Consider the following 25,446-nt stretch of genomic DNA (forward strand, 5'->3'; position numbering starts at 1 on the left):
CGCACATGACGAACCTGACCTCCCTCCTCGTCGCCAACCGCGGCGAGATCGCCGTGCGGATCTTCCGCACCGCCCGCGACCTGGGCCTGGCCACCGTTGCCGTGCACTCCGACCCCGACGCCGACGCCCTGCACGTACGTGCCGCCGACGCGGCCGTACGGCTGCCGGGCGCGGCCCCCGCCGACACCTACCTGCGCGGCGACCTGGTCATCAAGGCCGCGCTCGCCGCCGGAGCCGACGCCGTCCACCCCGGATACGGCTTTCTCTCCGAGAACGCCGACTTCGCCCGCCAGGTCCGGGACTCCGGCCTGACCTGGATCGGCCCTCCCCCCGAGGCCATCGAGGCCATGGCCTCCAAGACCCGGGCCAAGGAACTGATGCGCGCCGCCGGAGTCCCCCTCCTCGACCCCGTAGACCCGGCCGCCGCCACCCCCGCCGACCTGCCCCTCCTGCTCAAGGCGGCCGCGGGCGGAGGCGGCCGCGGCATGCGTGTGGTCCGCGACCTGGACGCCCTCGAGGAGGCCCTCCACGCCGCGTCCGCCGAAGCCGCCTCCGCGTTCGGCGACGGCGAGGTCTTCGCCGAGCCGTACGTGGAGCGCGGCCGCCACGTCGAGGTGCAGATCCTCGCCGACGCCCACGGCACCGTCTGGGCCCTCGGCACCCGCGACTGCTCCCTCCAGCGCCGCCACCAGAAGGTCATCGAGGAGGCCCCCGCACCCGGCCTGCCGGACCTCCTGCGGAAGAGCCTCCACGACGCCGCCGTCGCCGCGGCCCGGGCCGTCTCCTACCGGGGAGCGGGCACCGTCGAGTTCCTCGTCACCGCCGACGGACGACCCTACTTCCTGGAGATGAACACCCGCCTCCAGGTCGAACACCCCGTCACCGAAGCCGTCTTCGGCCTCGACCTCGTCGCCCTCCAACTGCGTGTCGCCGAGGGGGCGGCCCTGCCCCCGGAGCCACCCGAGCCCACCGGCCACGCCGTCGAGGCCCGCCTCTACGCCGAGGACCCCGCCCAGGACTGGCGCCCCCAGACCGGCGTCCTGCACACCCTCGACATCCCCGGCCGGGTCCGCGTCGACACCGGCTTCACCGACGGCGACACCGTCGGCATCCACTACGACCCCATGCTCGCCAAGGTCGTCGCCCACGCCCCCACCCGCGCCGAAGCCGTACGCGCCCTCGCCCACGCCCTCGCCGGAGCCCGCATCCACGGCCTCACCACCAACCGCGAACTCCTCGTGGGCTCCCTGCGCCACCCGGAGTTCACCGCGGCACAGCTCGACACCGGCTTCTACGAGCGCCACCTCGCCGCTCTCACCGAGCCGACCCCGGACGCCGGCACCGCAGCCCTCGCCGCCGCCCTCGCCGAGGCCGCCCCCGCCCCGGGCGCACCCCTCGCCGCCCGCCTCGGAGGCTGGCGCAACCTCCGCTCACAGCCGCACACCCGCCGCTACACCACGGCCGGCACCGAGTACGAGGTCCGGTACCACCCCGTCGACCACCCCGGAGTTCGAGTCCTGGCGGTCGAGCGGGACCTCGTCACCCTCGAAGTCGACGGCATCCGGCGGATGTTCCACGTGAAACGAAATTCGAACAACACCAGGGTCTACGTCGACTCCCCGCTCGGAGCCCACACCCTCACCCCCGTCCCCCGTTTCCCGGACCCCCAGGACCGCACCGAACCGGGATCCCTGCTCGCCCCCATGCCCGGCACCGTCGTCCGCGTCGCCGAGGGCCTCGCCCCCGGCAGCCCCGTCACCGCCGGGCAGCCCCTGCTCTGGCTGGAAGCCATGAAGATGGAGCACCGCATCCTCGCTCCCGCCACCGGCACGCTCACCGCGCTCCACGCCGCCACCGGCCAACAGGTCGAGTACGGCGCCCTGCTCGCCGTAGTCCAGGAGGAACCGCAGTCATGAGCTCCACCATCGAGTCGACCGAACACCAGGCGCTGCGCGCCGCCGTCGCCGCCCTCGGGCAGCGCTACGGCCGCGAGTACCTCGCCCGTCTCGCCCGCGAGGGCGGCCACCCCGACGAGCTGTGGGCCGACGCCGCGAAGCTCGGCTACCTCGGAGTCAACCTCCCCGAGGAACACGGCGGCGGGGGCGGAGGCATCGCCGAACTGTCCATCGTCCTCGAAGAACTGGGCGCCGCCGGCTGTCCCCTGCTCATGATGGTCGTCTCGCCGGCCATCTGCGGCACGGTCATCGCCCGGTTCGGCACCGACGACCAGAAGCGGACCTGGCTCCCCGGCCTGGCCGACGGCAGTCGCACCATGGCCTTCGGCATCACCGAACCCGACGCCGGATCCAACTCCCACCGCATCACCACCACCGCCCGCCGCGACGGCGACGACTGGATCCTCACCGGTCGCAAGGTCTTCATCTCCGGCGTCGACATCGCCGACGCCACCCTCATCGTCGGCCGCGCGGAGGACGCCCGCACCGGGCGCCTGAAGCCCTGCCTGTTCATCGTCCCGCGCGACACCCCCGGCTTCGGCCGCTCGGTCATCGACATGGAACTCCAGGCGGCCGAGAAGCAGTTCGAACTGACCCTGGACGAGGTACGCCTGCCCGCCTCCGCCCTGGTGGGCGACGAGGATGCGGGCCTCCTCCAGCTGTTCGCAGGCCTCAACCCCGAACGCATCATGACCGCCGCGTTCGCCATCGGCATGGGCCGCTACGCCCTCGCCCGCGCCGTCGAGTACGCCAAGACCCGCCAGGTGTGGAAGGAGCCGATCGGAGCCCACCAGGCCGTCGCCCACCCGCTGGCCCAGGCCCACATTGAACTGGAACTGGCCCGCCTCATGACCCAGAAGGCGGCCGCCCTGTACGACGCGGGCGACGACATGGCCGCGGGCGAGGCCGCGAACATGGCGAAGTACGCCGCGGGCGAGGCCTGCGTCCGCGCGGTGGACCAGTCCGTCCACACCCTCGGCGGCAACGGCCTCACCCGCGAATACGGCCTGGGCTCCCTCATCACCGCCTCCCGCGTGGCCCGCATCGCGCCCGTCAGCCGCGAGATGATCCTCAACTTCGTCTCCCACCAAACCCTTGGCCTCCCCAAGTCCTACTGATTCCCTGGCGGCGCCTGGAGGCCCGCAAGGCGCGGCGGCGCCGGGGCCCTGCGGGGTGCTCGGCGGTGGACGGCTCGCTCCGGCGGGGATGTCCTGCGGCCGGCTCGGCGGTGTCCCCGGCAGGGTGCGGTGGGGCGGGGCCGGTCGGTGGCGGGGGGCCGCCGCCGGGGTGTCTCCTCGGCCCGGGCCCTGCGGGGTGCTCGGCGGTGGACGGCCCGGTCCGGTGCGGGGTGTCCTGCGGGCGGCTCGGGGGTGGCCCTGGCAGGGCGCGGTGGGGCGGGGCCGGTTGGTGGCGGGGGGCCGCCGCCGGGGTGTCTCCTCGGCCCGGGCCCTGCGGGGTGCTCGGCGGTGGACGGCCAGGTCCGGTGCGGGGTGTCCTGCGGGCGGCTCGGCGGTGGCCCTGGCAGGGCGCGGTGGGGCGGGGCCGGTCGGTGGCGGGGGGCCGCCGCCGGGGTGTCTCCTCGGCTCGGCGCGTGCGGGTATGTCTCGGCTGTACCCGGTGGTCGCGCGCTCGGCCTGCGGGGACACCCCGCCACGTCCCCCCTCGGCCACTTCCGGAGCGCTGCCGTGGGGCGGGGACACGCAGGAGGGTCCCCGCAGGACGAGCGCGCAACCCCGGCCGCCTGGCCGCGGCACACCCGCACGCGCCGAGCCGAGGAGATCCTCGTGCGGGGCACCGCCCCACCCCCCACCCCGCCAAGCCCCGCACCACACAGCCGCCACCACCGAAGCCCCGGGCAGGGAACAAACCCGCACCCGCCCAAGCCCCCGCCGGAGCGAACCCCACACCACCGAGCCGCCCGCAAGGCACCCCGCCGGAGCGAACCCCCACACCGCCGAGCCGCCCGCAAGGCACCCCGCCGGAGCGGACCCCATACCGCCGAGCCGCCTGCAAGGCACCCCCCCGCCGGAGCGAACCCCACACCGCCGAGCCCCCCGCAGGGGACACCGCATAACCTCCCCCCGACGCCCCCGTACACCCCGCCGACCGCTCCGGAGGAGCCATGGCCACACCCGTCCACGCCACAACGGCGGCCGGAGTCACCACCCTCACCCTCGACTCCCCGGCCAACCGCAACGCGCTCTCCGCGGAGCTCGTCGCCGAGCTCCGCGCAGCCCTGGCCGAAGTCGCCGCGGACCCGGACGTGCGCGCCGTCGTCCTCACGCACAGCGGCTCCACCTTCTGCTCCGGCGCCGACCTCAAGTCCCCGTCCGCCCCCGCCGACGTCGTGGCCCTGTTCCGCGAGATCGCCGAGCTGCCCCAGCCCGTCGTCGCCCGCGTCACCGGTCACGTCCGGGCCGGCGGCCTCGGCCTGCTCGGCGTATGCGACATCGCAGCCGCCGGCCCGCAGTCCTCGTACGCCTTCACGGAGACCCACCTGGGCGTGGTCCCCGCCATCATCTCCGCGCCGCTGCTGCCCCGCCTCGACCCGCGCGCCGCAGCCCGCTACTTCCTGACCGCCGAGGCCTTCGACGCCGCCGAGGCCGCACGGATCGGCCTGCTCACCCTGCACGGGGACGACGTCGACGAGGCCCTCGCGCCCGTCCTCGCGGGTCTGCGCAAGGCCGGCCCGCAGGCGCTCGCCGCCACCAAGCGACTGGTCACGGCATCCGTGCGCGCGGCCCTCGCGCAGGACGGTGCCGCCCTCACCGAGCTGTCCGCGCACCACTTCGGTTCCGCGGAGGCCCGCGAGGGCATCACCGCCCGCTTCGAGCGCCGGGACCCGTCATGGGCACGGTGACCGGCGCGGCCGCCGGCAGCGGCCCCAAGCAGGCGCGCAGCCGCGTCACCCGCCGCCACCTCCTGGAGGCGGCCGTGTCCTGCCTGGCCGAGCACGGCTGGGCCGGCTCCACCGTCTCCGTCGTCGCCGAACGCGCCGGTGTCTCCCGCGGAGCCGCCCAGCACCATTTCCCCACCCGTGAGGACCTGTTCACCGCTGCCGTCGAGTACGTCGCCGAGGAACGCTCCACCGCCCTGCGCGACCTCTTCCACGCCGGCCCCGTCGCCCGCCCGGCCGTCGTCGAGGCGCTGGTGGACCTGTACACGGGCGCCCTTTTCCGGGCCGCGCTCCAGCTGTGGGTCGCCGCCTCCAACGAGGAGCAGCTGCGCCCGCGGGTCACCGAGCTGGAGGCCCGCGTCGGCCGTGAGACCCACCGCATCGCCGTCGAGCTGCTGGGCGCCGACGAGTCCGTGCCGGGTGTACGGGAGACGGTGCAGGGCCTCCTCGACATGGCCCGAGGCCTGGGTCTGGCGAACGTCCTGACCGACGACGCGGCCCGCCGGGCCCGCGTCGTGGCCCAGTGGTCGCGCATCCTCGACGAGGCTCTGGGCTGAGCCAGTCGGCCGATCGCGGACGCCGGCACGATCGCCAGGGACTGCCCAACTGCCCGGCAGGTCGTCGGCGCGCCGGGCGGACCGCCGGGCGGCCGACGGCAGAAATTCGGGAAACGCGGCGGGGGCGGCCGGGCCGGAGGAGTCCGGGCCGCGGCGCCCCCGCGAGGGCGGGCGGCCGGGCCGGTCAGGCGGTCTCGGCGATGTCCGCGTAGCCCTCGATCTCCTGCGGGTTGCGCCGGCCCGGGCCCGTGTAGCGGGCCGACGGGCGCACCAGGCGGCCCGTGCGCTTCTGCTCCAGGATGTGCGCCGACCAGCCGGCCGTGCGGGCGCAGCTGAACATGGAGGTGAACATGTGCGCCGGCACCTCGGCGAAGTCCAGCATGATCGCGGCCCAGAACTCCACGTTGGTGGCGAGCACCCGATCGGGGCGACGCGCGTGCAGCTCCTCCAGGGCGGCCTTCTCCAGCGCGGCCGCCACCTCGTAGCGCGGTGCGTCCAGCTCCTTGGCGGTGCGCCGCAGCACGCGGGCGCGCGGGTCCTCGGCGCGGTAGACGCGGTGCCCGAAGCCCATCAGGCGCTCGCCCTTGTCGAGGGCCTTCTTCACGTAGGCGACGGCGTCGCCGGTGCGCTCGATCTCCTCGATCATGCCGAGCACGCGGGACGGCGCGCCGCCGTGCAGCGGGCCCGACATGGCGCCGACGGCGCCGGAGAGGGCCGCGGCCACGTCCGCGCCGGTGGAGGCGATGACGCGCGCGGTGAACGTGGAGGCGTTCATGCCGTGCTCGGCGGCGGAGGTCCAGTAAGCGTCGACGGCCTTGACGTGCTTCGGGTCCGGCTCCCCCCGCCAGCGGATCATGAACCGTTCGACGACGGACTCGGCCTTGTCGATCTCGCGCTGCGGGACCATGGGCAGGCCCTGGCCGCGGGCGGACTGGGCGACGTACGACAGCGCCATCACGGCCGCGCGCGCGAGGTCGTCGCGGGCGGTCTGCACGTCGATGTCCAGCAGCGGTTTCAGACCCCACACGGGGGCGAGCATCGCGAGCGCGGACTGCACGTCGACGCGGATGTCACCGGAGTGGACCGGGATGGGGAAGGGCTCGGCGGCCGGCAGGCCGGGGTTGAAAGCACCGTCGACCAGCAGGCCCCAGACGTTCCCGAAGGAGACGTGGCCGACGAGGTCTTCGATGTCGACGCCCCGGTAGCGGAGCGATCCGCCTTCCTTGTCGGGTTCGGCGATCTCCGTCTCGAACGCGACGACCCCTTCGAGCCCGGGTACGAAGTCGGACATCAGGCGGCTCCTCAGATAGTGCGAACACGCGCGGCTCCCGGCGTGACTCGCGGTCCGGCGCGGTCATCCCCGTTGATGCCCGGCACGGCCGATGCTCACCCGTGCGGGGACCTTCGGACCGGCCCCAAGATTTTGGCCGCTACGCCCCGACTGTGGAAGCGTGACATACGGCACACCGCCGCCGGTCCACCTGGGGCAGGATGGCTGGCGTGACCGATCAGGACATTGACCCCGCAATGATGCGCAAGCAGTACCGCTCGGAGATCGTCCACGAGGGGAGCCTCGCCGAGGACCCGATGGAGCAGTTCGCCCGGTGGTTCCAGCAGGCCGCCGACTCGCACCTCTTCGAGCCGAACGCCATGGTCGTCTCTACGGCCACCCCCGACGGACGGCCCAGCTCGCGCACGGTGCTGCTGAAGCAGTTCGACAGCCGGGGCTTCGTGTTCTTCACCAACTATGCGTCCCGCAAGGGCCGGGAGCTGGCGCAGAACCCGCACGTCGCGCTGCTCTTCCCCTGGCACCCCATCGCCCGCCAGGTGATCGTCACCGGGACGGCGGCCCGTATCGGCCGCGACGAGACGGCGGCGTACTTCCGTTCCAGGCCGCACGGTTCGCAGCTGGGTGCCTGGGCGAGCGAACAGTCGAGCGTGATCGGCTCGCGCGCGGAACTGGACAGCCGCTACGCCGAGCTCGAGGAGCGCTATCCGGAGGGCGAGCAGGTCCCGGTGCCGCCGGAGTGGGGCGGGCTGCGGGTGGTGCCGCAGGAGGTCGAGTTCTGGCAGGGCCACGAGAACCGGCTGCACGACCGCCTCCACTACGTGCTGGAGGGCGGGAAGTGGCGCCTGGAACGGCTCTGTCCGTAGCCGCGGGACGGCGTCCTGCGGGCGAATCCCGCTCGCGGACGCAGGCGACCCGCGGGCTCGGGTTCCTCTCCTGCAGTGAGAGGAGCCGGCCGGACGTTACCGGCGAGCCCGCGGGTCGGGTGACTGCTTGGGATTGGCGCCGGGCTATCCGCCGGGCACCGCACTGGGTGCGCTACTGACGACGGGCCCTAGCCCGCAGCCACCTCACGCGTCCGGAGTTCGTACATTTCCGGGATCACCTCCTTTCAGTGTGCGTCCACTGTAGGCAGGCTCGTGGCGCTCGCTCAATCGAATTTCGCCGGCGGATCCGCAGGCGTGTCCATCGGCTCTCAAAGGCAACCGAAGATTCCGGTGAGAGGCGCCGAAATGGCTGGTCAGCGGGTTGACGTGGGGTCGGCCACCGGCCCGGAGCGAAGGCGCCCGCCCCGTCTGCCGGCCCGTTTTCCGCCGGAAGGGAGGGCGGCCGCCACGAGTTCCCCGTCGAGCAGCGGTGACGGACCTTCGGCGCGGCCCCGGCAGGCGGTGGGACCCGTAGCGCCCGGACGGCGCGCCGGTGGCGGGGGCGCCGAGGGCGGGGGAGCCGAGGGCGTGGTTCTTCGGCAGGCGCGTGACGGGCCGGTCCGCTCGATGTGCGGCCGACGCGAAGGCGTTGCCCCAGATGCGGGGGTCCGCATCGATTTCCCCGAATGCGGTGTGGGCTGGGTCACGTTCCAGTTGAATGATCTGACGTGCCGCATACGCGAACACCTGCTGGGGGTTCCAGGTGAGTGCTTCCGGACGTGACGAGACCGCCGACGACCTGCTCGCCGCGCTGTTGGACGGGATGGACGCCGCGCTGTGCGCCTTCGATTCCGACGGGGTGATCACCCACTGGAACCGGGAGGCCGAGCGGATCCTGGGCTGGTCGGCCGAGGAGGCCGTGGGCCGCAAGGGATTCGAGGGGTGGGCGGTGCGGGCCGCCGACGCCCAGGACGTGCAGGACAGGCTGATGTCCGCCCAGCACGTGCCAGGGCGGCAGGTCCACGAGTTCGCGCTGCTCACCAAGGACGGCGGGAGGGTCCTCGTGCGGACGCAGTCCGCCGGGGTGCCGGGGGCGGACGGCTCACCCGCGGGGGTGTACTGCGCCTTCAGCGAGGTGCACGCGCAGATCGACCTGGAGCGGTCCATCGCGCTCAGTGAGGCCCTGATGGACGACGCCTCCTGGGGCGTCGTCCTCGTCGACGTCGACCTGCGGCCCGCGGTGGTCAACACGCACGCCGCGCGGGCCTTCGGGGCCGGCCGCACCGCCCTGCTCGGCCGGCCCCTCGGGGAGCTGCTGGCCCAGGGGGTGGAGGAGCTGGAGGGGGCGCTCCAGCACGTCCTCGCGGAGGGGGCGCCGCCCGCACCCGTCGAGATGTGGGTGTCGGTGCGCACGCCCGAGGGGGTTCGGCGCCGGTGCTGGCGGTGCGGGTTCCTGCGGCTGGCCTCGCCGCTCGCGGAGGAGCCGGTGCCGCTGGGCGTCGGCTGGCTGATCCAGGACGTCACCGAGGCCCGGCAGGAGCAGCTCGACGCCGCGCAGGCACGGTTCCGGTCGCACCAGCTCCACCGGGCGGGGCGGGCCGCCGCCGAGTGCGAGGACCCGGCGGAGGCGGCCGCCGTACGCCTGGACTTCGCGCTCGCCGGCTTCGCCGAGCACGCCCTGCTGGACGTACTGGTCCCGGCGGCCGACTCCGGGCCGCGAAGGCTCGTACGGTGCGCCGCATCGCCGCCCGCGCTGCCGGCGCCCGGTTCCATCCCCGTGCGGTACGCGGCCGGGCATCCGGCGTTGCAGGCGCTGGACCGGATCGGGTCGGTGCGCACCAGCGCCCCGCGCGGTGCGGCGGACGCGGAATGGGCGCGCGCCCGGCAGTGGCCCGAGGGCGCGGCGCACGTGCTGTGCACGGTGCTGCGCAGCCGGGGGCGGACCCTGGGTGCGCTGACGTTCCTGCGCGGGCCCTCGCGGGTGGCGTTCGAGCGCGCGGACGCCGCGTACGCGGAAGAGGTCGCTGCGCGGGTCGCCGCGGACCTGGACCTGGCGACGCGCCCGGCGGGCCAGTGACGCGAACCGGTCAGTGACGCAGGCCGGTCAGTGACGCGAACCGGTCAGTGACGGAAGAAGATCCGGTCGCCGTACTCCTGCATGACGCGGCCGTTCCACTCGTGGCCGCCGTCGACGTTGCCCGAGCGCAGCAGCGGGGGCTCCAGGCCGCGGGCGGCGAGTTCGCCGGCCGCCGCGGCCATGACCGCCTGCATGATCGCGCTGGTGACGACCGTGGAGGCGGGGGCGAAGGGGGCGTCGATGCCGTCGATGCTCAGCTCGGCGTCGCCGACGGCGATCTTGCTGTCGAGGACGACGTCGCAGTGGTCCTTGAGGAAGGTGCCGGAGACGTGCCGCGACCTGGTTCCGGTGGCGTAGGCGACCGAGGTCACGCCGATGACCCTGAGGCCGATGGCGCGGGCGTTCATGGCCATCTCGACCGGCAGGGCGTTGCGCCCGGAGAGGGAGATGATCACGAGGACGTCGCCGTCGGAGGCGGGACTGCTGTCGAGGACGGCGCCCGCGAGGCCGTCGACCCGTTCCAGGGCACTGCCCAGGGTGGCGGGCATGACGTCGACGCCGGCCGTGCCGGGGACGGCGAGGAAGTTCATCAGGGCCAGGCCGCCGGCCCGGTAGACGACGTCCTGGGCGGGCAGCGAGGAGTGTCCGGCGCCGAAGGCGAAGAGGCGGTTGCCGGCGGCGACGGCGTCGGCGATGAGGGTGCCGGCCTCGGCGATGTGCGGGGCCTCCTCGTCCCGTACCCGCTCCAGCAGGCCGATGGCGGCGTCGAAGAACTGACCGGCCAGCTTGCTCTCGCTCATACGCCGATGGCCCTTCCAGAGGTGGGGTGCGTCCGTGTCCGCCGCTCACCGTGCGGTCTGGACCAAGGGCGTGTCAATACGGCCGTCAATCCCGTGTCCGAACGGCCCGGGCGTGTACGGGACCGGTCTTGACCCCCTGGACACGGGACGGTTGTCGGCCTGATGCGTCAGAATTGGGGGCAGGGCCAGCGCACGCAATCCGAGGGGCACGAATGTCCGGACTGATCGATACCACGGAGATGTATCTCCGCACCATCCTCGAGCTGGAAGAGGAAGGCGTGGTACCCATGCGCGCCCGGATCGCCGAGAGGCTGGACCAGAGCGGGCCGACGGTGAGCCAGACGGTGGCGCGCATGGAGCGGGACGGCCTGGTGGCCGTGGCCACCGACCGGCACCTGGAGCTGACGGACGAGGGCCGGCGGCTGGCGACGCGTGTGATGCGCAAGCACCGCCTCGCCGAGTGCCTGCTCGTGGACGTCATCGGGCTGGAGTGGGAGCAGGTCCACGCCGAGGCCTGCCGGTGGGAGCACGTGATGAGCGAGGCGGTGGAGCGACGGGTGCTGGAGCTGCTGCGCCACCCGACCGAGTCGCCGTACGGGAACCCGATCCCCGGGCTGGAGGAGCTGGGGGAGAAGGCCGAGGCGGAGCCCTTCCTCGAGGACGGCATGATCAGCCTGTCCGAGCTGGACCCGGGCACCGAGGGCAAGACGGTGGTCGTGCGGCGGATCGGTGAGCCGATCCAGACGGACGCCCAGCTGATGTACACGCTGCGTCGTGCGGGTGTGCAGCCCGGCTCGGTGGTGAGCGTGACCGAGTCCCCGGGCGGTGTGCTGGTCGGCAGTGGTGGTGAGGCCGCCGAGCTGGAGGCGGAGATCGCCTCGCACGTGTTCGTGGCGAAGCGCTGACCTCGTAGGTCCCCAGCCGTACGGATTCGGTCCTCGACAGTGGTCGGTCCCGGCGCCTCGCGGCGCCGGGACCGGTCCTCCCCTGTGCGACCTGGAGCCCCGAGCTCTCAAGGTCGTCCCGTCGGACCGTCTTCCCCGAGCGGCCCGCCTCCCTGCTGAAAGGATCTCCATCGGCAGGGGCGGCCAATCCTTGAGCAAGGTCACTCGAAAGAGCGGTGTTGTGGGCGAGAACCCCGTTTTCGAATGCGGGTTCGATAGTCTGGCGGGGAGCGAAGGGGGTGCATCTGCGGTGGTACAGCGCATCGATGTGACAGGGGCCGAAGGCGTCCGTCTGGCCGCCTGGCAGTTCCGAGAACCGGCCGCCGAGGCAGACCCCCGATCCGGCGTGCTGTTACTGCACGGGCTGATGGGCCGTGCCTCCCATTGGGCCGGTACCGCCCACTGGCTCGGCGAACGCCACCGCGTCGTCGCGCTGGACCAGCGCGGCCACGGCCATAGCGACCGCCCGCCCGACGGTGCCGCCCCGCACACCACCCTGGGCCGCGAGGCCTTCGTGGCCGACGCCGAGGCCGCCGTGGAACAGCTCGGCCTCGCCCCCGTCACCCTGATCGGCCACTCCATGGGAGCGCTCACCGCCTGGCAGCTCGCCGCCCGCCGCCCCGACCTGGTCGCGGCCCTCGTCATCTGCGACATGCGCGCCTCGGCCCTCGGCGCGGCCTCCCAGCGCGAGTGGGAGGACTGGTTCCACCTCTGGCCCCTGCCCTTCCCCACCCAGGACGCGGCCCGCCGCTGGTTCGGCGAGGACGATCCCCGCGTGGAGCATCCCGACCCGGGCCGCGGCGCCTTCTTCGCCGAGGTCATGCACGAGGCCCCGGACGGCTGGCGCCCGCTGTTCTCGCGCCGCCAGATGCTGACGGCGCGCGAGACCTGGGTCCACGACGCGCACTGGGAGGAGCTGGCGCAGGTCCGCTGCCCGACCCTCGTGGTCCGGGGCCTGGACGGCGAACTGGGCCGCGCGGAGGCCCAGGAGATGGTCCGTGTCCTCCCGGCCGGCCGGTACGCCGAGATCCCCGACGCCGGCCACTACCTCCACTACGACCAGCCGGCGGCCTGGCGCGCCGTCCTGGAACCCTTCCTGGACGACATCCCGGCTCCCACCCCCTGACCCGACCGCCGACGCGCACCGCCCCGGGCGTCGCCGCACGGCGGCGCCCGGGCGCCGGAGGTCTGCCGGGAGCGGGACGCCGGGCGGCGTCAGCCCTTGCTGACCGCGAGCAGGATCTCCGGCAGCTTCCGCGACACCGTCGGGGCCGCGAGCCGCAGGCCCGCCCAGGTGGCCAGCCAGCCCCAGGCCATGCCGATCGGGAGCACGACCCAGGACGTGTCACGGTGTTCGGCCATGTTGAGCCAGATGGCCAGGGCGATCACCGGCGCGCACACCAGCGCCGACGCAAGCATCCCGCCGGCGATACCGCCCCAGGCGAGCCCGCCCTGACCCGGCGCGACGTTCTTGAAGGCACCGTCCGTCGGGATGGAGTACGGGAAGCGGGCCGAGGCCAGCGCCCCCGTGCAGAGCATCGAACCGAGCAGGGCGAGAGCCACGCCCACCCCCGCGGGAAAGGCCTGCCAGTCGTCCACCAGGGCGGCGGTGACCGCCGTGACGAGGACCGTGTACGGCACGGTGACCAGGGCCAGCGCGGCCGCGCGGGCGCGCAGCTCCACGTACGCGTCACGGGTGCTCGAGATGGTCTGCGCGACCATCCAGAACGCCGAGGTGTCCTGCCCGAACTGGTTGTACATCTGGACGCCGAGCATGCCCGCGCCGAAGCTGCCGAGGTAGACCGACCCGGTACCCTGCAGCGCGTTGAAGACGGGCACGATCACGCCGATCGCCAGCGCGGTCACCCAGGCCGACTTGGTCTTCGGGTCGCGCACGACGTAGCGCAGGCTGCGCTGCATCGAGGCGCCCGTCCGGCCGCCGGGCATCAGAGACCAGAAGCCGCCGCCGGCGCCACCGCGGTCCTTGACCGGTCCGGACGCCGCGATCGTCGAGCCGTCCGGGGTGACCATCAGCTTGGTGAGGCTGCGCTCCCAGGACCACATCAGGCCGGCCACGGCGCCCACGGTCAGCACCAGTTGGGCCGCCCCCCGGCCGTACGCGCCCTCGCTCACGGAGTCCACCATCCCGACGGCGGTCGCCGGCGGCAGCCACTGCACCACCGCCTCGACGGGTTCCAGCTTCGACAGACCGCCCGCCTGGAAGAGGCTCTGGCTGGCGAAGTTGGCCAGCTGCGCACCCACCGCGATCACCAGGCCGCTGAGGAGCGCCAGGTCACGCCCCTTGCGGCTGGTCAGCAGGCGCACGTTGGCCGTTGCCACGGCCCGCGCGAGGGTCACGCAGCCGAGCAGGAGGAGTGGTACGGCCACCACGGCCGCCACCGCGCCCGCGGCGCCGCGCGCGACGGCTATCACCGAGCCGATCGCCAGGCACAGCGTGAACAGCGGTCCGATGCCGACGAGCGAGGCCGCGAGCAGCGCCCGTACGAGAGGACGCGGGCGCAGCGGCAGCATCACCAGCCGGCTCGGGTCCAGCGTCTCGTCCCCGGTGGGGAAGAACAGCGGCATGAATGCCCAGCCGAGCGCCAGGATCGCGGCCAGCAGGACCACGACGGTGCCCGCGTGCGCGCTGCCGTGCAGCAGGCCCAGGCCGAGCGTCATGAAGAAGCCGACCACCAGCGCGAACGCCAGCGTCGAGAAGTAGGCGGCCTTGCGCTTCGAGGAGCCCTTCAGCCCGTTGCGCAGGAGGGACAGCTTGATGCGGAGGAAGATCGGGGTCAGCGCGGGCGGCGCGGCGGGGGCCGACGTTCCCGCGGCGATCCCGGCGATCCCGGCGGTACCGGAGGCGCCGGCGGCCCCGGCGGGGGCGGCGGGCGCGCTCATCGTGTGACCGTCCCGGAGTTCTCGGCGGCAGCGGACCGGCCGGAGTTGCCGGAGTTGCCGCCGAGCCAGTCCAGCGAGTCCCCGGCCGCGTCCCGCCCGTGTGCGCCGACCAGTTCGAGGAAGGCGGCCTGGAGGGAGGGCGCGGAGCCCCGTACGTCGGCCAGCGGGCCGGCGGCGCGGATCCGGCCGGCGGCCATCACGGCCACCCAGTCGCACAGCGACTCGACGAGTTCCATCACGTGGGAGGAGAAGACGACCGTGGCACCGGAGGCGGTGTAACGTTCCAGCACTCCGCGGATGGTCTGCGCCGACACCGGGTCGACGCCCTCGAACGGCTCGTCCAGGAAGAGCACTTCGGGGTTGTGCAGCAGGGCCGCCGCCAGGCCGATCTTCTTGCGCATGCCGGTCGAGTAGTCGACGACCAGCTTGTGCTGCGAACCGGCCAGGCCGAGGATGTCCAGCAGCTGCGTGGCCCGCTTGTCGGTCTCCTCGCCCGGGAGTCCGCGCAGCCGGCCCATGTAGCCGAGCAGTTCGCGCCCCGACAGCCGCTCGAAGAGCCGCAGTCCCTCGGGCAGTACGCCGATCCGCGCCTTCACCTCGGTCGGGTCGGCCCACACGTCGTGCCCCGCGACGAGGACCCGCCCCATGTCGGGGCGGAGCAGGCCGGTCACCATGGAGAGCGTGGTGGTCTTGCCCGCGCCGTTCGGCCCCACAAGGCCGATGAACTTTCCTGCGGGCAGGTCCAGATCGATGCCGGCGACGGCCACCTGCTCGCCGAACCGCTTCCACAGACCTTCCACGCGCACGGCGGACGGCGCGGTTCGCGCGCCCTCCGCCCCGTACGTCCCACCCGTCGCATCGCCCTGGTCCGGCATGCGCCTGCCTCTCGTCACACGTCCCCGTCGGTCGTTCTCTCCTCACGATAGGAGGAGGGGGAGAGGCCTCGTCAGTTACTAATGTCATGAGTTTCCGGGCGTGTTCTCACACGGCCCGGGCCCGCGGCGCCACGCCCCCCGCGGCGTCACATCCGGTGTGCCGTCACGGCCGGTGCGGCGCCGTCATCCCTGGCGCCGCTTGCGTTCCGCCGCCGCCTCGCTGCCGCACGCGTACGCCAGCGCGTCGATCAGCTCCTCCGTGTCCGGCAGCCACCGGTTCGCGGGCGTGGGGCGGCGCGCCCACTGGACCGCGCCCCGGCCGCCGAAGCGGGTGGGCGGGGCGGCCACGTACTCGCCCTCGCCGCGTGCGGTCAGATCGATCGCGGACGGCGTCCAGCCCAGCTTGCGCACGAGGTCCGGGACCTTGACGCCGGCGCCCGGCAGCACGAAGAACAGCATCCTGTGGTCGGGCGTCAGCGTGACCGGCCCGAGGGTGCGCTGCATGCGCTCCAGCCGGGCCAGGGCCAGGAAGCCGGCCGAGTCCGGGACGTCCAGCGCGTCGAAGGTCCGGCCCGTCGGCAGGAGGATCGACGCCTGGGGGTTCTTCCCCCAGACCCGGCGCACCTGCACCGCGCTGCCGGTCGCGTGTGCCGCCCAGTCCTTCACCGCCGGGTGCGCGCCCGGCGCCGGGCAGTCCGCGGCCCCGCAGGAGCACAGCTCCCGGCCGTCCCCGGGCTCCAACCAGGTGCCGGCGAAGACATCCCAGTGCCGTTCTTCCGCGTACCGCACGGCATGGTCCAGCAGCTGCTCGCCGCGCTGCTTGGGGATGGGTGCGGTCTCCGTGACTCCCATGGTCTCTTCCACGCCCATCACAACTGCCCGGGTCACCCGGGGTTACGGGCGTAAACCCGCCCGCGGGCGGAGCATCGATCCTGCATATGGGGCGCACTGATGCACGCATGGGGGCGCGTAGGAGGCCGGGGCGCTGTTGCTGGGTAGCGACACGACGCAGAGCGGAAGATTCTCCGCACATCAGGCGGGAAGTGATCATTCCAACGGATCACCCGCGGTCAGCAGGGGGTTTTCATGGCAGCCAGGCCTCTCGTCGCCCGCCAGCCGAACGAACGGCTGCAGGCGCTCATCCAGGAAGCCGGGTGCTCCAACGCCGGGCTCGCCCGGCGCGTGAACATGTGCGGGGCCGAACACGGCCTCGATCTGCGCTACGACAAGACCTCCGTGGCCCGTTGGCTGCGCGGCCAGCAGCCGCGCGGCCGGGCGCCCGGCATCATCGCCGAGGCGCTCGGGCGCAAACTCGGCCGGACCGTCACCATCGACGAGATCGGCATGGCCAACGGCAAGAACCTCGCCTCCGGCGTCGGCCTGCAGTTCTCCCCGACCGTCATCGGCGCGATCGAGCAGGTCTGCGAGCTGTGGCGCAGCGACGTCGGACGGCGCGACTTCCTCGCCGGTTCCAGCGTGGCCGCCTCGGCGCTCGTCGAGCCGAGCCGCGACTGGCTGATCACCGGCGCCGACACCCAGGTGGCGCGCAGCGGCGGCTCGCGGGTGGGCATGTCGGACGTGGAGGCGGTACGGGCGACCACCGACGCCCTCAAGGAACTCGACCACCGCTTCGGCAGCGGGCACGTACGGCCGGTGGTCGTGCACTACCTCAACTCGGTGGTGTCGGGGCTGATCGGCGGCTCCTACCGGGAGCCCGTCGGGCGGGCCCTGTTCGCGGCGGTGGCCCGGCTGACGGAACTGGCGGGCTACATGGCGGTGGACACGGGCCAGCCGGGCCTGGCGCAGCGCTACTACATCCAGGCTCTGCGGCTGGCGCAGGCGGCCGGGGACCGTGCGTACGGGGGCTACGTGCTGGCGGCCTCCATGAGCCACCTCGCGGCGGAACTGGGGAATCCGCGGGAGATCGCGCAGTTGGCGCGGGCCGCGCAGGAGGGGACGCGCGGGCAGGTGACGCCGCGCGTCGAGGCCATGTACTACGCCGCCGAGGCGCGCGGTCACGCCCTGCTGGGCGACGCCCGGGCGACGGGGGTGCTGTCGGCGCGGGCGCTGAGCGCGCTGGAGCGGGCGGAGCCGGAGTCGGGCGACGATCCGGTGTGGATCCGCCACTTCGACGAGGCGTACCTCGCGGACGAGCTGGCCCACTGCCACCGCGACCTGGGGCAGGCGGACGCGGCTGCCCGGCAGGCCGAGGAGGCCCTGCGCGGCCTCCCGGCGGGCAAGGCGCGCCGCCGGGCCATCGGGCTGCTGCTGCTGGCGGCGGCGCGGGTGCAGCAGCGGGAGGTGGAACAGGCCTGCCAGACGGCCACGCAGGCGGCGGACCTGCTGGCGGGGCTGCGCTCGAACCGGGGGACCGAATACCTGGAGGACCTCAGGACACGGCTGGAGCCGTACCGGGAGGAGGCGGCGGTACGGGAGTTCGCCGCGCGGGTCGCCTAGCGGCGGACTCGGCCGGCTCGTCCCGCTGCCGGTGCGTTGCCGGGGTGCGGCGCCGCTGCCTGCTGCCGCTCGGTGGCGCCCCTGGGGCCGTGCGGCGGGACGGGTCCTGAGGCGGGGCTGATTCCCGGGTCACGGGTGGTCTCACGGTGGCGGTGCGTGACCGGGTAGCGTGGCCGGGGTTCCGTACGGTCGGGCGAGTCGGAGAAGGAGTCCCGGTGACGCAGAGCGGACAAGGGGGCGCCCCCCAGCCGGGTGCTCCGTGGGAGCCGGACCCGGCGTCCGGGTATCCGGCGTACCCGGAGCAGCCGCAGCAGGCGCAGCCCGGGGCCGCCTACGGGTATCCGCAGGCCTACCCCGCGGCGGAGGCCGTGCCCGGGCACGTGGTCGGGCCCGGCTACGAGGGGCCCGGCGCACCGCACGGCTACGGCTATCCGCCGCTGCCCGAGGCCGTCACCCAGTACATTCCGCCCGTCCCGGCCGATCCCGCGGCCCCCGCGCACGCGGAGGCGGCGACGCAGTTCATCGCGCCCGTTCCCGCGCACCCGGGGCACGACGAGGCCGCGACCCAGTTCATACCGCCCGTGCCGGCCGATCCCGCGGGCCCCGCGCACGCGGAGGCGGCGACGCAGTACATCCCGCCGGTCCCCGCGGGGACCGGCGCTCCCGCGGCCTCCGGCGTCGAAGGGTTCGACGGCCTGTTCCGCGGCGACGACTCCGCCGGGCACACCCAGCACCTGCCGCCCGTGCAGGAGCCCGTGCTGCGGGGCCGGCCGCCGCAGCGGCCCTACCCGCCGCGCGGGCAGGCCCCCGTACCGCCGCAGGCGCACCAGCAGTACGCCCCGCCCCCGCCGGCGGAGCCCTCCCGCAAGGTGTCGCCCGCGATCATCGGGGCCGTCGTCATCGGTCTCGCCGTCGTCGGCCTCGGCGTCGGTTCGCTGCTCGGCGACGGCAAGCCGCAGAACAACGACCCGGGCGCCGTGCCCGCCGCGCCGACCGCGAGCGGCGGCTCGGCCGCGCCGGCCGAGGCGCCGGTCGACCCGGCCCGCCCGCAGGCCGTCCAGCTGGACAAGCTCCTCGCGGACAGCAACGACAGCCGGGCCGCGGTGATCAAGGCCGTGGAGGACATCAAGGGCTGTTCCAACCTCGACCAGGCGGCTTCGGACCTGCGCGACGCGGCCCGTCAGCGCGAGGAACTCATCACGCGGTTGCAGGAGTTGAAGGTCGACAAGCTGCCCGACCACGCCAAGCTGTCCGCCGCCCTGACCAAGGCCTGGCAGGCCTCGGCGGACGCCGACAACAGCTATGCCGCGTGGGCGGACGACGTGGACGACGACAAGTGCAAGGACGGCAAGGCCAAGGCCACCAAGAACGCCGCCGAAGGCAACAAGTCGAGCGGCGAGGCGACCAAGGCCAAGGAGTCGGCCGCGACCATGTGGAACACGATCGCGGCCAAGTACGGACTCACCAAGCGCGACAAGTCCCAGCTCTGAGGACCGCCCCGAAGCAGGCCCCGCCCGCAGTCACGCCGTGCGCGGGGCCTGAACCAGCGTCGGGGTCATGTCCAGGCTCTTCTCGCCGGGCTGCGCCACGAGGCGGCCGGACTGGACGATCTGGAAGGTGACCTGGCCGTTGACGATGCGGGGGAAGCCGGCGACGGCGCGCATGTCCTGGTAGCGCCAGCTCAGATCGGGGGTGAGGCCGCCGGTCTTCACGGGCTGGGACTCGTTCAGCGACCGCTTGACCTTGCGGGCGTCGACGTCCTCGCCCTCCTCGAAGCGCTTCACGATCTCGCTCAGCACCGTGTACGCGATGAACGTGGTCTGCGCCCCGCTGTCGTCGGGGTCGACGCTGTCGTCGCCGAAGGCGAAGTCGGTGACGACCTTGCGCATCGGCTCCCAGACGGGATCGGAGGCCACCGGGTACCAGCTCGTGATGTACGCGCCCTCGAAGGGACTTTCCCGGCCGCCCGTGCGGTCCACCAGGGACTGGCTGACGCTGCCCAGCACGGAGGAGATCTGCGGCTTCTTGCGGTGGGGTTCGGTGCGGCGGAAGGCGTCGAAGAACGTCTCGGTGCGCTCGCCGAGGACCGCGGTCACGCAGCCCTTCTCCTTCTCCTTCTCGTTCTCCTTCTCCTTGCCGGTGCCGGTGGTGTGCGCGAGGGCCTCGCTGGCCTGCGGCTTGAAGTCGGCGGAGTCCTCGGCGGCCCGGATGTCGGCGGCGTCCGCCATCTTGTTGGCCCGCAGTCCGGCGTTGAGCAGGACCGGCAGCGTGTCGCCCGCGATGGTGTCGGGGCGGACCAGCGCGACCTGGTCGCAGAAGCGTCCCAGCTGGTGTCCGGCGCCGGCGATCAGGACGGACTGGCCGCCGTTGACCGGGTAGGAGAGCGGGGACTGGAACTCCTCCGAGGAGACGCCGTAGCCGCCGATGAAGGGGATGCCCTCCGCCTCGAGGGGGGCCATGAAGGCGCGTCCGTGCTGGCTGTAGGAGCCGACGACGGCGACCGCCTTCTCCGCGACCGCCTTGCGGGCGCAGTCGGCGGCGCCGCCGGGGGTGTTCTTCTCGTTGCAGGTCAGTACGCGGAGTCGGTGCCCGTTGATGCCGCCCTTGGAGTTCACCCAGCGCTCGTAGGCCTTGGCCATTCCGGTCATCCCGGGCATGTTCGTGGCGCCGGTCCCCTCGGGGGCGAAGGTCATGACGGTGATGGTTCCCCCCGGGCCCCCCGAGCTGCCGGGGAGCGTTCCGCACCCGGCTACGAGGCACGCACCCATCGCCGTGGCCACGACGGTGCGGGAGAGGGATGCTGCGCGTCGCGAGATGGTCATGTCCATGCACCATTCCGCCCCACCGGTAACTGTCGAGTGAGATGGACACAACATTCGGTGACGTCGAGGTGAATTACGGGGGCGCCGTCGCTTGCAGGCGCCTCAAGATCGCACTCAACGGGAACGTACGATCGAAAGCGTGACATTCGCCCAAGGTTCGAAGAACTCTTCCAAACGCGGCGGCCGCTCCTCCACCATGGGCGGCATGCCCCTGAACGACATGCCGTGGTGGCGCTGGCGCAGCAACGTGCGCTCGGCGCTGCACATGCTTTCCGATCCGGCCTTCCACGAGGACACCTGGCTGGCCGGCGACGAAGGGTACGGCGACGTCACCGACGCCGTGTACCGGCTCGTCGAGGACACGTGGCTCGACAGCTGGTCCGCGGAGAAGTACGTCGGCACGATCTTCCGCGACTCGCAGGAGGCGGCACTCGTCGACCTCGCCGTGCTGCGCGTGCTCCGCATCCTCCACCAGGTCGGCCCCGACGCCCCTGTCTCCGTCTACCTGGAACACCACGCGTGGCCCGAGGCGGTCCGCGCCGCCCGCGAGGCACACGTACGGCTCGCGCAGGCCGACGGGGACGACCCGGACGTACGCCCCACCTCGCTGGAAGCGTTGAGGATCCTCACCCGCGCGGTGTGAAAGGCTGTGCGGTCATGAGCGACCCGCACAACGAGGCCCAGGCCCAGCAGCAGCCCCAGTACGTCCTGACCGTGTCCTGCCCCGACAAGCAGGGCATCGTGCACGCCGTGTCGAGCTATCTGTTCATGACCGGCTGCAACATCGTGGACAGCCAGCAGTTCGGAGACCGGGAGACCGGGCTCTTCTTCATGCGGGTGCACTTCGAGGCCGAGCCCGCCGTGACGGTGGAGAAACTGCGGGCGAGCTTCGCCGCCATCGGCGAGTCCTTCAAGATGGACTGGGAGATCCACCGCTCCGAGGAGCGCATGCGGATCATCCTGATGGTGTCCAAGTTCGGGCACTGCCTCAACGACCTGCTGTTCCGTTCGCGGATCGGGGCCCTGCCGGTCGAGATCGCGGCCGTGGTCTCCAACCACACCGACTTCGCCGAGCTGGTCGCCTCGTACGACGTCCCGTTCGTGCACATCCCGGTGACGAAGGACACCAAGGCCCAGGCCGAGGCGCAGCTGCTGGAACTCGTCCGGGCCGAGAACGTCGAGCTGGTGGTGCTCGCGCGGTACATGCAGGTGCTGTCGGACAACCTCTGCAAGGAACTGAGCGGGCGGATCATCAACATCCACCACTCGTTCCTGCCGAGCTTCAAGGGCGCCAAGCCCTACCACCAGGCGCACGCGCGCGGTGTGAAGCTGATCGGCGCGACCGCCCACTATGTGACGGCGGACCTCGACGAGGGCCCGATCATCGAGCAGGAGGTCGAGCGGGTGGGCCACGAGGTCACCCCGGACCAGCTGGTGGCCGTCGGCCGCGACGTCGAGTGCCAGGCCCTCGCGCGCGCCGTGAAGTGGCACAGCGAGCACCGCGTACTGCTGAACGGCTCCCGCACGGTGGTCTTCGCCTGACGCACGGGCGGTCCGGCCGGGCGCGCGGGCGCCGGCCGACCGTGACCGGACGTCGCCGCTCGCGGCCCGTGGCTCGCGCCGGGCCGGAGCCGGCTCGCGGTTCGGGCCCGCGGCCCGCCGGCCGTCCTGCCCCCGTCCTCGGGCCCACGGGGCCCACAGCGCCGAGGCCCGCGGGTGCGCCGGCGGTGTCGGCCGGGCGGCGAGGGCCCTCGGCCGGTGACCGGTGACCGGTGACCGACCGGTTCGACCGACGGCCCGTGACCGGTCCGCGGCTCCCCCGGCCGGGCGCGGGGCGGGCCGGGCGCGGGCCGGGCGCGGGGCGGGCCGGGCGCGTGGCGGACGGTCCTGTCCCAGTGCCGGCTCCTCGTCCTCGGCCGGCCGCGCGGCAGCATCCGGCGGGCCGCACCCGTCCGTCGCCGCTGTGCGGGCGGCGTGGCTCCGGGCGCCCGGCCAGGTCCGTGCGGGCTCGCCGCAGGCGTCACGCGTCCGGCGCCTCCACCCCGCAGTACCCCGCGAAGGCGGCCAGGATCTCGTCCTCCGAGATGCGTCCGTCGCCATCGGAGTCGAGCCCGCGCGCCACCTGCTCGGCGAGTTCGGGCGCGGTGCCCAGGACGCGCAGCACGCGGGCCGCCGCCGTCGGCGTCGCGCCGAGGCCGTCCTCGTCAGCCACCGCGATCACGGCCCGCAGGAACGGGCGGGCGATCTCCGCGAACCGCTGCGGGTTGTCGCGCAGCCGCTTGGCCGCCCCGGTGATGAACTCATCGCGGGACACCCGCTGGTCCCCGTCGACGTCCGCGATACCGGCCATACCCTGCCAGAACGCCTCGGCGCCGCCGAAGACGGCCTGGCCCTTCTCCGACCGTGCGGCGGTACCGAATTCGGCCAGGACGGCCTTCGCGGCCGCGCTGAAGTCCTCCCGGTCGATGAAGCCGGACCCGTCCTGGTCGAAGGTGGCGAATCGGGCGGCGATCTTGCGCTCGTATTCTGCGCTGTCCATATGCGGCGTTCCACCTTCACGTGTGCGTGGGGTTCAGATCAAGACAAGGCAGGAGCGTAAGGCCTTGGTGGCCTGCACGTTAAGCGAAGTGGTCAAGCAGGCGGCCGCATCGAACCCGCGCACGGGGAGCGCGGCGGGGCGCGTACGCGTGTACCCATGTGCCCTCGACCGCACCACCGTTCACGCCCTGCGACGCCCCTATCACGGAGGGCCTACAACCGAGGGGAGCTTCCTCCAAAACAGGCGCGATCGGCCATGTGCCCACTACATTCGATGCGTCGACACACGGCTGGGGGCACTTATGCCGAAGGACGCACCACCGCGGTGGGACCGCCGCATGCAGCAGCGCCTCGCCCGCGGCGAGGCCGCCGCGCTCGGTGAGCTCTACGACCGCTTCGCCTCGCTCGTGCACAGCCTGGCGCACCGCGTGCTGGGCGACGAGAAGGCGGCAGACCGGATCACCCGCGAGGTCTTCGGCTACATCTGGGAGAACCCCGACGCCTACGACCCCAAGCAGGGCTCCATGCGCTCCTGGGTCGCCCGGATCACCCAGGGCCAAGCGGTGGCCAGGCTGCGACAGGCCGAACTGGGCCGGGGCTCCCGCGAGGAACTGGAACAGAAGGTGCGCAGCGCCAACGCCGCCGCCCGCGCCGACTACATCGTCACCTCCATGCCCGCGCCGCTGCGCGCCGCGCTGGAACTCGCCTACTTCAAGCGGCGCGACTACCGGCAGGCCGCCGCCGACCTCCGGATCAGCGAGGACGAAGCGCGCCGCCGGCTCCGGCTCGGCCTCCAACTGCTGTCGACCGCCAACGCCCTCCCGCAGGAGGACACCGCCCAGCCCGGTCACGGCCCGCGCGAATACGGAACACCCCGATGAACGGCCCCGCCCAGTCGCCCGACGACGGATACGATCGTCCCGGCGGCCAGGCACGGATACCGGGCCCGCGCGGAGCCGCCGACGACCTCGACCCGGGGCGCGCACCGCGCCCGCTGCCGCTGCCGCTTCCGGCGGACCCGGCGCCGTCACCCTCACCGTCACCTCCGCCTTCCCACGCCGTACTGAAGTCCCTCCTCGGCGCGTGGGCGCTGGCCGCGTGTTCGGCCGAGGAGACGCGGGCGGTCGAGGACCACCTCACCGAGTGCGCGCCCTGCGCGGAGGAGGCACTGCGCCTGCGCGACGCGGTCGGACTGCTGCACCCGGAGGAAACCCTCGACCTCAAACCGCTGCTGCGCTCGCGCGTCCTGGAGGACTGTCTCGGCAAGCGGCCGGCCCGCATCCCGGTGCCGGTGTGGGCGAGCCCGTACGACACCGAGACCGCGCGGCTCGACGCACTGCTCCAGGACTTCGGCGATTCCGAGTGGCACACCCCGGTGCGCCTGAAGTGGTTCGAAGAGGAACGGAGCCGGTCACAGCGGACCACCGTCGCGGGCGTGATCGGACACCTGATGACGGTCGACGGGCTGCTCGCCACCGCGCTCGGGCTGGACGACCCGCTGGGCGCGGACGCGCCGCCGGGCGGTCCGACCGTGCGGACGGAGTACTTCTGGGGCGTGTCGGCGTACCCGACGACCCGCCAGGTGCGCGAGCCGTGGCGGGAGCAGGGTCACACCCTGGTCCGCACGGTTTCCTTCGCGGGCCGCGGCGTCGCCGAACTCGCCGTGGACTACGGCGGTTTCGCCCTGCCGCTCGGCGACGCCTTCCTGGAGCGCGCCTTCGAGTGCTGGGTGCACGCGTGGGACATCGCGGACGCGGTGGACTACCCGTACGAGCCGCCTTCCGGGCCGCACCTCCACGGGATGATCGACCTGGCGGCGCGGCTGCTGCCGGGTGCGCTGGCACAGCGCCGCCGCGCGGGCCTGGCGGGTCCGGCGCGGGGCCTGGTCGCGGCGGGAACGCCCGGGCGGACCCTGCACCTGGAGATCGAGGGTGCGGGAGGCGGCGGCTGGGACATCGCGCTGGACTCGCCGGGAGCGAAGCCGTCGCCGGAACGCACGGTGGCCGAGATCGCCCTGGACGGTATCGAGTTCTGCCAGCTGGCCGCAGGACACATCTCACCGGAGGACGTGGCCGCGGGACAGCACGGCGACCGCGAAGCGATCCGCGACGTTCCTCTTCGCGGCGGCCTCCCTGAGCCGCCTGTAGGCGGGCCGGGTACGGAGTCACCCCACCCGGGGCCCTCACCCCGCGGCCCCACCGCCCCGGGCCGGTGGCTGCCCACCCGCCCCGGGCGGGGTCGGGGCGCGGCGGGATCGGGGCGCGGCGGCAGCCGGTGGGGCGGGCCGGGCAAGCGGGGCGGGGGCTTCGGGGGGCGGGGTTTCCGCGGGGCGGGGTCGGGGGTGTGCTGGGGGTTTCCCGTCAGTCCCATCGTCTCTCCGTGTCGTGCCGGCCCGTCAAGGGCGCTCCTTCGTCGCGTCGCTTCGCGATGTCGCTGCGCTCCACCCTTGACCGACCGTCCCGCCCCCCTT

20 protein-coding genes and 1 pseudogene are annotated in these 25,446 nt (G+C 73.4%); 14 read left to right on the top strand and 7 right to left on the bottom strand.

What is annotated here, in order from left to right; all coding sequences use genetic code 11:
• Nucleotides 1-5: 5 nt before the first annotated feature.
• The 4 genes from ACZ6JS_RS15840 (at nucleotide 6) to ACZ6JS_RS15855 (ending at nucleotide 5,408) form a co-directional block, all read left to right on the top strand.
• The gene (locus ACZ6JS_RS15840) at nucleotides 6-1,916 is read left to right on the top strand and encodes an ATP-binding protein (RefSeq protein ID WP_469298290.1); all 1,911 of its coding nucleotides are present in this window, start codon (nucleotides 6-8) and stop codon (nucleotides 1,914-1,916) included.
• On the top strand, nucleotides 1,913-3,073 hold the full coding sequence (locus ACZ6JS_RS15845; protein WP_469298292.1) for an acyl-CoA dehydrogenase family protein: 1,161 nt from the start codon (nucleotides 1,913-1,915) through the stop codon (nucleotides 3,071-3,073). Before ACZ6JS_RS15840 ends, ACZ6JS_RS15845 begins: the two co-directional genes overlap by 4 nt.
• Before the next feature lie 1,004 nt (nucleotides 3,074-4,077).
• Nucleotides 4,078-4,815 (top strand): enoyl-CoA hydratase family protein, encoded by a 738-nt coding sequence (locus ACZ6JS_RS15850; RefSeq protein ID WP_469298293.1) that lies wholly within the window; start codon nucleotides 4,078-4,080, stop codon nucleotides 4,813-4,815.
• Nucleotides 4,803-5,408 carry a TetR/AcrR family transcriptional regulator gene (locus ACZ6JS_RS15855; RefSeq protein ID WP_469298295.1) on the top strand — a complete coding sequence of 202 codons (606 nt, stop codon included), beginning with the start codon at nucleotides 4,803-4,805 and terminating at the stop codon, nucleotides 5,406-5,408. Before ACZ6JS_RS15850 ends, ACZ6JS_RS15855 begins: the two co-directional genes overlap by 13 nt.
• A 184-nt stretch (nucleotides 5,409-5,592) precedes the next feature.
• Here ACZ6JS_RS15855 and ACZ6JS_RS15860 read toward each other — a convergent pair whose 3' ends face one another.
• Nucleotides 5,593-6,699: a citrate synthase 2 gene (locus ACZ6JS_RS15860; RefSeq protein WP_031155218.1), complete on the bottom strand. Its 1,107-nt coding sequence runs from the start codon at nucleotides 6,697-6,699 to the stop codon at nucleotides 5,593-5,595.
• Between the two features lie 200 nt (nucleotides 6,700-6,899).
• Here ACZ6JS_RS15860 and pdxH point away from each other — a divergent pair, with 200 nt between their 5' ends.
• On the top strand, nucleotides 6,900-7,562 hold the full coding sequence (gene pdxH, locus ACZ6JS_RS15865; RefSeq protein ID WP_469298297.1) for a pyridoxamine 5'-phosphate oxidase: 663 nt from the start codon (nucleotides 6,900-6,902) through the stop codon (nucleotides 7,560-7,562).
• Between the two features lie 763 nt (nucleotides 7,563-8,325).
• Nucleotides 8,326-9,639, top strand: a complete 1,314-nt coding sequence (locus tag ACZ6JS_RS15870; protein WP_469298298.1) for a PAS domain-containing protein — start codon at nucleotides 8,326-8,328, stop codon at nucleotides 9,637-9,639.
• 44 nt (nucleotides 9,640-9,683) lie between these two features.
• Here ACZ6JS_RS15870 and ACZ6JS_RS15875 read toward each other — a convergent pair whose 3' ends face one another.
• The gene (locus ACZ6JS_RS15875; RefSeq protein WP_469298299.1) at nucleotides 9,684-10,439 is read right to left on the bottom strand and encodes an SIS domain-containing protein; all 756 of its coding nucleotides are present in this window, start codon (nucleotides 10,437-10,439) and stop codon (nucleotides 9,684-9,686) included.
• A 212-nt stretch (nucleotides 10,440-10,651) separates the two neighbouring features.
• Between ACZ6JS_RS15875 and ACZ6JS_RS15880 the strand changes: the two genes are divergently transcribed.
• Together ACZ6JS_RS15880 and ACZ6JS_RS15885 are read left to right on the top strand one after the other, a co-directional pair.
• On the top strand, nucleotides 10,652-11,344 hold the full coding sequence (locus ACZ6JS_RS15880) for a metal-dependent transcriptional regulator (RefSeq protein ID WP_030665907.1): 693 nt from the start codon (nucleotides 10,652-10,654) through the stop codon (nucleotides 11,342-11,344).
• Nucleotides 11,345-11,633: 289 nt separating this feature from the next.
• On the top strand, nucleotides 11,634-12,509 hold the full coding sequence (locus tag ACZ6JS_RS15885) for an alpha/beta fold hydrolase (RefSeq protein ID WP_469298301.1): 876 nt from the start codon (nucleotides 11,634-11,636) through the stop codon (nucleotides 12,507-12,509).
• Nucleotides 12,510-12,598: 89 nt separating this feature from the next.
• On the opposite strand, the gene ACZ6JS_RS15890 is transcribed toward ACZ6JS_RS15885, so the two are convergent.
• From ACZ6JS_RS15890 to ACZ6JS_RS15900, 3 genes are all read right to left on the bottom strand, one after another.
• On the bottom strand, nucleotides 12,599-14,284 hold the full coding sequence (locus ACZ6JS_RS15890; RefSeq protein WP_469298303.1) for a transporter: 1,686 nt from the start codon (nucleotides 14,282-14,284) through the stop codon (nucleotides 12,599-12,601).
• Nucleotides 14,281-15,159 carry an ABC transporter ATP-binding protein gene (locus ACZ6JS_RS15895; protein WP_469298305.1) on the bottom strand — a complete coding sequence of 293 codons (879 nt, stop codon included), beginning with the start codon at nucleotides 15,157-15,159 and terminating at the stop codon, nucleotides 14,281-14,283. The genes ACZ6JS_RS15890 and ACZ6JS_RS15895 overlap by 4 nt, the downstream gene beginning before the upstream one ends.
• Before the next feature lie 183 nt (nucleotides 15,160-15,342).
• Complete coding sequence (locus ACZ6JS_RS15900) at nucleotides 15,343-16,023, bottom strand: bifunctional DNA primase/polymerase (RefSeq protein WP_469298307.1); 681 nt, start codon at nucleotides 16,021-16,023, stop codon at nucleotides 15,343-15,345.
• 222 nt (nucleotides 16,024-16,245) lie between these two features.
• Between ACZ6JS_RS15900 and ACZ6JS_RS15905 the strand changes: the two genes are divergently transcribed.
• On the top strand, nucleotides 16,246-17,616 hold the full coding sequence (locus ACZ6JS_RS15905) for a transcriptional regulator (RefSeq protein WP_469298309.1): 1,371 nt from the start codon (nucleotides 16,246-16,248) through the stop codon (nucleotides 17,614-17,616).
• Between the two features lie 215 nt (nucleotides 17,617-17,831).
• A complete protein-coding gene (locus ACZ6JS_RS15910) occupies nucleotides 17,832-19,106 on the top strand; it encodes a hypothetical protein (protein ID WP_469298310.1) in 1,275 nt (424 codons plus the stop codon).
• 30 nt (nucleotides 19,107-19,136) lie between these two features.
• On the opposite strand, the gene ACZ6JS_RS15915 is transcribed toward ACZ6JS_RS15910, so the two are convergent.
• A complete protein-coding gene (locus ACZ6JS_RS15915) occupies nucleotides 19,137-20,438 on the bottom strand; it encodes an ABC transporter substrate-binding protein (RefSeq protein WP_469298312.1) in 1,302 nt (433 codons plus the stop codon).
• A 196-nt stretch (nucleotides 20,439-20,634) separates the two neighbouring features.
• Between ACZ6JS_RS15915 and ACZ6JS_RS15920 the strand changes: the two genes are divergently transcribed.
• Both ACZ6JS_RS15920 and purU read left to right on the top strand, forming a co-directional pair.
• Entirely contained in the window at nucleotides 20,635-21,081 is a 447-nt protein-coding gene (locus tag ACZ6JS_RS15920; RefSeq protein WP_469298773.1) for an SCO4402 family protein, read from the top strand.
• Nucleotides 21,082-21,095: 14 nt separating this feature from the next.
• Entirely contained in the window at nucleotides 21,096-21,980 is an 885-nt protein-coding gene (gene purU / locus ACZ6JS_RS15925; RefSeq protein ID WP_030964739.1) for a formyltetrahydrofolate deformylase, read from the top strand.
• A 478-nt stretch (nucleotides 21,981-22,458) separates the two neighbouring features.
• Here purU and ACZ6JS_RS15930 read toward each other — a convergent pair whose 3' ends face one another.
• Nucleotides 22,459-22,977, bottom strand: coding sequence for an EF-hand domain-containing protein (locus ACZ6JS_RS15930; RefSeq protein ID WP_469298314.1), 519 nt, complete (start codon nucleotides 22,975-22,977; stop codon nucleotides 22,459-22,461).
• Between the two features lie 301 nt (nucleotides 22,978-23,278).
• Between ACZ6JS_RS15930 and ACZ6JS_RS15935 the strand changes: the two genes are divergently transcribed.
• Together ACZ6JS_RS15935 and ACZ6JS_RS15940 are read left to right on the top strand one after the other, a co-directional pair.
• Complete coding sequence (locus ACZ6JS_RS15935; protein ID WP_469298315.1) at nucleotides 23,279-23,857, top strand: sigma-70 family RNA polymerase sigma factor; 579 nt, start codon at nucleotides 23,279-23,281, stop codon at nucleotides 23,855-23,857.
• Nucleotides 23,854-25,123, top strand: a pseudogene (locus ACZ6JS_RS15940) (maleylpyruvate isomerase N-terminal domain-containing protein). The gene ACZ6JS_RS15935 and the pseudogene ACZ6JS_RS15940 overlap by 4 nt, the downstream one beginning before the upstream one ends.
• The last annotated feature ends 323 nt before the right edge of the window (nucleotides 25,124-25,446 follow it).

The sequence above is a fragment of the Streptomyces sp. NPDC046349 genome (assembly GCF_055587885.1).